Below are 7202 nucleotides of genomic sequence, written 5' to 3'. Positions count from 1 at the left end.
CCTACCTCTCGGTGGACCCGTACATGAGGGGTCGGATGTCCCAGCTCGACATGGAAGTTGAGTTGGGTGCAAAGCCCGGTATCCGAGGCCGGATGAACGACGTCAAGTCCTACTCCCCGCCGTTCCGGCTCGGCGAGGCGATGGACGGCGGCGCGGTCGGCTACGTGGTCGCCTCGGCGGCCGACGGCTTCGCCCCCGGCGACGCCGTGCTGCACGGCCTGGGCTGGCGCGAGTACGCCACCGTGCCCGCCGAGCGCGCCGTGAAGGTCGACCCGGCGGCCGCGCCGCTGTCCGCCTACCTCGGCGTGCTCGGCATGACCGGCCTGACCGCCTACGCGGGCCTGCTGGCGGTCGGCGGCCTCAAGGAGGGCGACAAGGTCTTCGTCTCCGGCGCGGCCGGCGCCGTGGGCTCGATGGTCGGCCAGATCGCCCGGCTCAAGGGCGCCTCGCTGGTGGTCGGTTCGGCCGGCTCGGCGGAGAAGGTCGCCAAGCTGGTCGACGAGTACGGCTTCGACGCCGCGTTCAACTACAAGGACGCCCCGGTCCACGAGCAGCTCGCCAAGGCCGCCCCGGACGGCATCGACCTCTACTTCGACAACGTCGGCGGTGACCACCTGGAGGCCGCGATCGGCGCGCTCGGCGTGCACGGCCGTGCGGTGCTCTGCGGCGCGATCGCGCAGTACAACGACACCACCGCCCCGGCGGGCCCGCGCAACCTGGCGCAGGCGATCGGCAAGCGGCTGCGCCTGGAGGGCATGCTGGTGCGCGACCACGCGGCCCTGCAGCCGCAGTTCATCGCCGAGGTCGGCGGCTGGCTGCGGGAGGGGAAGCTGCGCCACGAGGAGACCGTGGTGGACGGCTTCGAGAACACCGCGGAGGCCTTCCTGGACCTGCTGCGCGGTGCCAACACCGGCAAGATGGTGGTCCGTCTGGACGGCTGACGCCGGGTCAGTGGACCAGCCGCCCCGCCGCCCCTCCGGGCGCGGGGCGGTTTGCGTACCGGGCGCAGGGAAGAGGGTCGCACTACCGCATTCCGGCCGGATCCGAAAGTGCGTCATCCATCGTGCGGGGCGGCGCGGTACGGTGGTCCCGCCTCACGATGGGGCCGTTCGGGGGAGAGATCCCACCGAGGGGTGGACCTCGTTGGGGATTCGATTAGCATTGAGCGAAAGCCTGTCCGTTTTGCTCAATTTAGTGGCTTAATGTCGGCTAACGTGGGTAACTGTGGATCAACTACAGGCGCGAACGCGAGGCAGCTGGGGAAGGCGACCCTCGTCCACAGCCTGGAGGTCCCGGTGACGACACGTGGAGTCCTGTACGTCCACTCCGCGCCCCGCGCGCTGTGCCCGCACGTCGAGTGGGCCGTCGCGGGGGTGCTCGGTGTGCGGGTGAGTCTGGACTGGATCCGCCAGCCGGCCGCGCCCGGACACTGGCGGGCCGAGCTCTCCTGGCAGGGGGAGCCCGGTACGGCCTCGAAGCTCGCCTCCGCGCTGCGCGGCTGGCAGTTGATGCGGTACGAAGTCACCAGCGAGCCCTGCGCCACGGCGGAGGGCGAGCGGTACAGCAGCACGCCCGCGCTCGGCATCTTCCACGCCGTCACGGGTATCCACGGCGACATCCTGATCCCCGAGGACCGGCTCCGCGCCGTCCTGCTGCGGGCCCGCAGCGAGGGGGCCGACCTGGAGGCCGAGATCTCCCGGCTGCTCGGCAAGCCCTGGGACGACGAGCTGGAGCCCTTCCGCTACGCCGGTGAGGGCGCCCCGGTGCGCTGGCTGCACCAGGTGGTCTGAGCCACCGGGGTCCGAGTCGCCCGGGTCCGGTTCGGCGGGGTCTGAGTCGGCGGGGTCGCCCGGGCCGGGCGGTCCGGCGCGGCACGAAGGGGCCGGCGCTCGTGATGAGCGCCGGCCCCTTCGTCATGGGCTCCGGGGTGGACCTCAGACGGTGCGGAAGGCCAGCACCACGTTGTGGCCGCCGAAGCCGAACGAGTTGTTCAGCGCCGCGATCCGGCCCTCGGGCAGCTTGCGCGGCTCGTCCCGGACGATGTCCGCGTCCACGTCGTCGTCCAGCTCGTCGACGTTGATGGTCGGCGGGGCGATCCGGTTGTGCAGGGCCAGCACGGTGGCGACGGTCTCGATGCCGCCGGCGCCGCCCAGCAGGTGGCCGGTCATCGACTTGGTGGCCGAGATGGCGATGTGGTCCAGGTGCTCACCGAGCTCCTTGCGCAGCGCCTTCAGCTCGGCCGTGTCGCCCTGCGGGGTCGAGGTGGCGTGCGCGTTGACGTGCACGATCTCGGCCTTGTCCAGGTCGTTGCGCTCGAACAGGTCGGCCAGCGCACGGGCCACGCCGGCGCCGGTCGGCTCGGGCTGGGCGATGTGGTGGGCGTCCGAGGAGAGGCCCTGGCCCACCGCCTCGCAGTAGATCCGGGCACCGCGCGCCTCGGCGTGCTCGACCGACTCCAGCACGACCACGCCGGCGCCCTCGCCGAGCACGAAGCCGTCGCGGCCCTTGTCGTACGGGCGCGAGGCGCGCTCGGGGTCGTCGTTGTTCTTGGACATCGCCATCATGTTGGCGAAGGCGGCGATCGGCAGCGGGTGGATCGCCGCCTCGGTGCCGCCGGCCACCACGACGTCGGCGCGGCCGGTGCGGATCATCTCGATCGCGTAGCCGATCGCCTCGGCGCCGGAGGCGCAGGCGGAGACGGGGGTGTGCACACCCGCGCGGGCGCCGACCTCCAGGCCGACGTTGGCCGCCGGGGAGTTGGGCATCAGCATCGGGACGGTGTGCGGGGAGACCTTGCGGACGCCCTTCTCCTTCAGTACGTCGTACTGGTCGAGCAGGGTGGTGACGCCGCCGATGCCGGAGGCGATCACGGCGCCCAGGCGCTCGGGGGCGAGCTTGGAGGAGTCGTCGGTGGCCGGGGTCTCGTAGCCGGCGTCGGCCCACGCCTCGCGGGCCGCGATCAGCGCGAACTGCGCCGAGCGGTCCAGCCGGCGGGCCAGCGGACGGGGGAGGATCTCGCCCGGCTCGACCGCGGTGCGCGCGGCGATCCGGACGGGCAGCTCGGTGGCCCACTCCTCGGTCAGGGCAGCCACTCCGGAGCGCCCGGCGACCAGGTTCTCCCAGGTGGTGGCGGCGTCGCCGCCCAGCGGCGTGAAGGCGCCGATACCCGTGACGACCACGGTACGGTTTTCAGCGGTCACTGGATCTTCTTCTCTCACGTTTGTGCGGGGTGCGGCGGCGGGCCGTGGATGGCCCGGCCGGGCGCCCGGTGGGGCGGCCCGGCCGGCGTGTCGGCCGGCTGCGGGAGCCGGCCGACGTCAGGCGTCGAACGAGTCGAACGCTCAGGCGTTGGCGAGGATGTAGTCCACCGCGTCGCCGACGGTCTTCAGGTTCTTGACCTCGTCGTCCGGGATCTTCACGTCGAAGCGCTCCTCGGCGGCCACGACGACCTCGACCATGGACAGCGAGTCGACGTCCAGGTCGTCGGTGAAGGACTTGTCGACCTCGACGTCCTCGGTCGGGATGCCGGCGATCTCGTTGACGATCTCAGCGAGACCTTCCAGGACCTCGTCCTTGGTAGCCATACTGGCTGCTCCTCTTCGGTGTTGAATGCGGCCGTCCGGCGGACGGACGCAGGCTTGCGGATGGGGGAGGCGAAAGTTGCCTAGGGGAGCGTAACGACTGCTGCCGCGTAGACCAGACCCGCCCCGAACCCGATGATCAGCGCGAGGTCGCCACTGCGGGCCTCGCCGCTCTCCAGCATGCGTTCCATCGCCAGCGGGATGGAGGCCGCGGAGGTGTTGCCGGTCTCGGTGATGTCGCGGGCGACAGGCACCGATTCGGGCAGCTTCAGTGCCTTGATCATGGCATCAGTGATGCGCATGTTGGCCTGGTGGGGGATGAACGCGCCGAGCTGGTCGGCGGTGATCCCGGCGGCGTCGAGCGCCTGCTGGGCCACCTTGGCCATCTCCCAGACCGCCCAGCGGAAGACCGACTGGCCCTCCATGCGCAGGGCCGGCCACTTGATCTCCTCGCCCGCGCCGTTGACGGCGTCCGCCTTGGCGAAGGCGGTGTCCCAGGCCTGGGTCTGCGAGATGACGTCCCGCTGGGAGCCGTCCGAGCCCCAGACGACCTTGCCGATGCCGGGCGTGTCGGACGGGCCGACGATCGCGGCGCCGGCGCCGTCGCCGAAGATGAAGGCGGTCGAGCGGTCCGACTGGTCGGTCAGGTCGCTGAGCCGCTCCACGCCGATCACCAGCACGTACCCGGCGCTGCCGCCGCGGATCATGCCGTCGGCCAGGCCCAGGCCGTAGCCGAAGCCGGCGCAGGCGGCCGAGATGTCGAAGGCCGGGGCGGTGCCGCAGCCCAGCCGCTCGGCGATCTCGGTGGCGATCGCGGGGGTCTGCTTGAGGTGCGAGACGGTCGCGACGATCACGCCGTCGATCTGGTCGGGGCTGATCCCGGCCTGCGCGATGGCCTTGCCGGCGGCCTGCACCGACATCTCGGCGACGGACTCGTCCGGGCCGGCCCAGCGGCGCTCGGCGATCCCGCTGCGGGTGCGGATCCACTCGTCCGAGGAGTCGATCCAGTTCAGCACCTCGGAGTTCGGGATCACCCGGACCGGGCGGTAGCCGCCGACACCGTGGATGCGCGAGTACAGGGCGCCGGTGACGGGCTTGATCTGGGGCTGGCTCATGCCTTGTTCTCCTGATCCTGACCGCCGTGCTCCGCGACGAGCGCACGGGCCTTGTCCAGATCGGCGGGGGTCTTGAGGGCAAGCGTCGCCACACCCTTGAGGTTGCGCTTGACCAGTCCGGTGAGGGTACCCGCAGGGGCGAGCTCGATGACGGCGGTCGCGCCCAGCTGCTGCAGGGTCTCCATGCAGAGGTCCCAACGGACCGGGTTGGAGACCTGCGAGACCAGGCGGTTCAGCACCTCGGTGCCGTCGGTCACGACCTCGCCGTCCCGGTTGGACACGTAGGTGACCTTCGGGTCCGCGACCGCCAGCGTCGGGGCCAGCTTGGCCAGCCGCTCGACACCGGGCGCCATGTGCTCGGTGTGGAACGCGCCGGCGACCTTCAGCCCGATCAGCCGGGAGACGGGCGGCGGGTCGGCCTTGAGGGCCTCCAGCTGGGCCAGCGTGCCGGCCGCCACGATCTGGCCGCCGCCGTTGTTGTTGGCCGGGGTCAGGCCGTGCTCCGCCAGCTTGGCGGCCACGACCTCCGGGTCGCCGCCGAGGACGGCGAGCATGCCGGTCTCGGTGGCGGCGGCGGCCTCGGCCATCGCCAGGCTGCGCTCACGGACGAAGGTCAGCGCGTCATGGGCGGAGAGCACCCCGGCGCCGGCGGCGGCGGTGATCTCGCCGACGCTGTGGCCGGCCACGGCGCCGACCAGCGCACGGGCGCGGTCCTCGTCCGGGAACAGCGCACGGGCGGTCACCAGGCCGGCCGCGACCAGCAGCGGCTGGGCGACGGCGGTGTCCTTGATCTCCTCGGCGGACGCCTCTGTACCGGCGTGCACCAGGTCGAGCCCGGCGACCTCCGACCAGCCGCGCAGGCGGTCGGTGACACCGTCGAGCTCCAGCCAGGGGCTGAGGAAACCGGGGGACTGGGCACCCTGTCCAGGGGCGACGATTACGAGCACGGTTCAACCCTCTCTCGCCAGGCGCCCGGGGGCGGGTAGGCGACGGTAACGAAGAAAAGCATCCGGGATTGTCAGTTCCCTACATCGGGGTCAACTCTGCTCCCCGGCCGCAGCGAGTCGGCCCAGCGCCAGTGCGATACGCAGCGTGAAGGCCGAACGTACGTCGGAGGGAGCGTAGCCCGTGACGTCTGTCACACGTCGGAGCCGGTAGCGCACCGTGTTGGGGTGAACGAAGAGCATCCGGGCGGCTCCCTCCAGGGAGGAGGCCTGCTCCAGGTAGACACTCAAGGTCTCCAGCAGTGCCGAACCGGCCTCGTCGAGTGGTGTGTAGATCTCCTCCACCAGCTGACGGCGGGCCGCCTGGTCCCCGGCGAGCGCCCGCTCGGGCAGCAGGTCGTCGGCCAGGGCCGGGCGCGGGGCGTCCGGCCAGGCGGCGCAGGCCCGCAGGCCGGCGGCGGCCGCGTGTGCCGAACGGGTCGCCGACAGCAGGTCGGGTACGGTCGGGCCGACCACCACCGGGCCCGGCGCGAACTGGCCGATCAGTGCCCGGGCCGCGTGCACCGGCTCCTTCTCGCCGCCGACCACCACCACCAGGCGCTTGCCCAGTACCCCGGTCAGGACGTGCAGCTTGGCGTAGCGGGCGGCCCGGCGGATCGCCTCCACCACCAGCTCGCTGTCGCCGTCCGGGGCGCTGCCCATCACCACCCGGACCTGGCTCGGCTGGCCCCAGCCGAGCGCGGCGGCCCGCGAGAGCACCCCCTCGTCGGCGTCGCCGGAGAGCAGCGAGTTGACGACCAGTGCCTCCAGCCGGGCGTCCCAGGCCCCGCGGGCCTCGGCGGCCTGGGCGTACACCTGGGCGGTGGCGAAGGCGATCTCCCGGGCGTAGACCAGGACGGACTCGCGCATGTCCGACTCGTCGCCGGGGGAGGCCACCTCCTCGATGGCCTCCTCCATCACCTCGATGGTGGTGCGGATGAGTTCGACGGTCTGGCGCAGGGTGATGGCCCGGGTCAGTTCGCGCGGCGCGGTGCCGAAGACGTCGGTGGAGATCGCCTGCGGGGCGTCCGGGTGGCGGTACCACTCGGTGAAGGCGGCGATGCCGGCCTGGGCGACCAGGCCGATCCAGGAGCGGTGCTCCGGCGGCATCCGCCGGTACCAGCCGAGCTGGTCGTCCATCCGCGCGATCGCGGCGGTGGCCAGCTTGCCCGAGGACTTCTCCAGCCGCTTGAGCGTCGCGGCCCGCCGTTCGGCCCGCTCGGCCGCGAGTCTGCGCTCCTGCGCGGTCAGGCGTGGCGCCGCCCGGCCGGGCCGGTCCCGGCCGGAGCCGGGCGTCGGGCTCTTCCCGTTCTTGTCGGGCTTGGCGGTCGGATCGTTCTTGGAGTTCGCGGAGGCGGCTGGCACAAGGACAAGACTGCCTCACCGGAGTGACTGCTCGTGCACACCCCCCGGCGCAGTGACACGGTGGCAACCGTCACAATCACGCGCCGGCGGCGACGGCGAGGGGGCGCCACCCGGCCGCCGGGCCGGCGGAGCGCGTCGCCGCCGGGCCCGGGAACGGG

The 7202-nt window shown here is 72.3% G+C and carries 7 protein-coding genes; 2 read left to right on the top strand and 5 right to left on the bottom strand.

The window, feature by feature from the left end:
• Together ACFVYI_RS26205 and ACFVYI_RS26200 are read left to right on the top strand one after the other, a co-directional pair.
• A partial coding sequence (locus ACFVYI_RS26205) for an NADP-dependent oxidoreductase (protein ID WP_387889762.1) occupies positions 1-941 on the top strand: 941 nt, incomplete at its 5' end.
• A 354-nt stretch (positions 942-1295) separates the two neighbouring features.
• A complete protein-coding gene (locus tag ACFVYI_RS26200; RefSeq protein ID WP_380571081.1) occupies positions 1296-1790 on the top strand; it encodes a DUF3145 domain-containing protein in 495 nt (164 codons plus the stop codon).
• A gap of 144 nt (positions 1791-1934) precedes the next feature.
• On the opposite strand, the gene fabF is transcribed toward ACFVYI_RS26200, so the two are convergent.
• The 5 genes from fabF to ACFVYI_RS26175 form a co-directional block, all read right to left on the bottom strand.
• Positions 1935-3200, bottom strand: a complete 1266-nt coding sequence (fabF, locus tag ACFVYI_RS26195) for a beta-ketoacyl-ACP synthase II (protein WP_387889759.1) — start codon at positions 3198-3200, stop codon at positions 1935-1937.
• Between the two features lie 141 nt (positions 3201-3341).
• Complete coding sequence (locus ACFVYI_RS26190; protein WP_329487501.1) at positions 3342-3584, bottom strand: acyl carrier protein; 243 nt, start codon at positions 3582-3584, stop codon at positions 3342-3344.
• Positions 3585-3664: 80 nt separating this feature from the next.
• The gene (locus tag ACFVYI_RS26185; RefSeq protein WP_387889757.1) at positions 3665-4696 is read right to left on the bottom strand and encodes a beta-ketoacyl-ACP synthase III; all 1032 of its coding nucleotides are present in this window, start codon (positions 4694-4696) and stop codon (positions 3665-3667) included.
• Positions 4693-5643 carry an ACP S-malonyltransferase gene (locus ACFVYI_RS26180; RefSeq protein ID WP_387889754.1) on the bottom strand — a complete coding sequence of 317 codons (951 nt, stop codon included), beginning with the start codon at positions 5641-5643 and terminating at the stop codon, positions 4693-4695. The genes ACFVYI_RS26185 and ACFVYI_RS26180 overlap by 4 nt, the downstream gene beginning before the upstream one ends.
• Before the next feature lie 90 nt (positions 5644-5733).
• A complete protein-coding gene (locus ACFVYI_RS26175) occupies positions 5734-6930 on the bottom strand; it encodes a PucR family transcriptional regulator (RefSeq protein ID WP_387889769.1) in 1197 nt (398 codons plus the stop codon).
• Positions 6931-7202 lie beyond the last annotated feature (272 nt).

Source organism: Kitasatospora sp. NPDC058218 (genome assembly GCF_042882445.1).
GTDB lineage: Bacteria > Actinomycetota > Actinomycetes > Streptomycetales > Streptomycetaceae > Kitasatospora.
Note: the sequence above shows the minus strand (reverse complement) of the source record. Positions and strands in the feature narration are given on the sequence as shown.

Coding starts and splice junctions, on each gene's coding strand:
- ACFVYI_RS26190 (WP_329487501.1), bottom strand. CDS start 3,584: ATGGCTACCAAGGACGAGGTCCTGGAAGGTCTCGCTGAGATCGTCAAC.
- ACFVYI_RS26185 (WP_387889757.1), bottom strand. CDS start 4,696: ATGAGCCAGCCCCAGATCAAGCCCGTCACCGGCGCCCTGTACTCGCGC.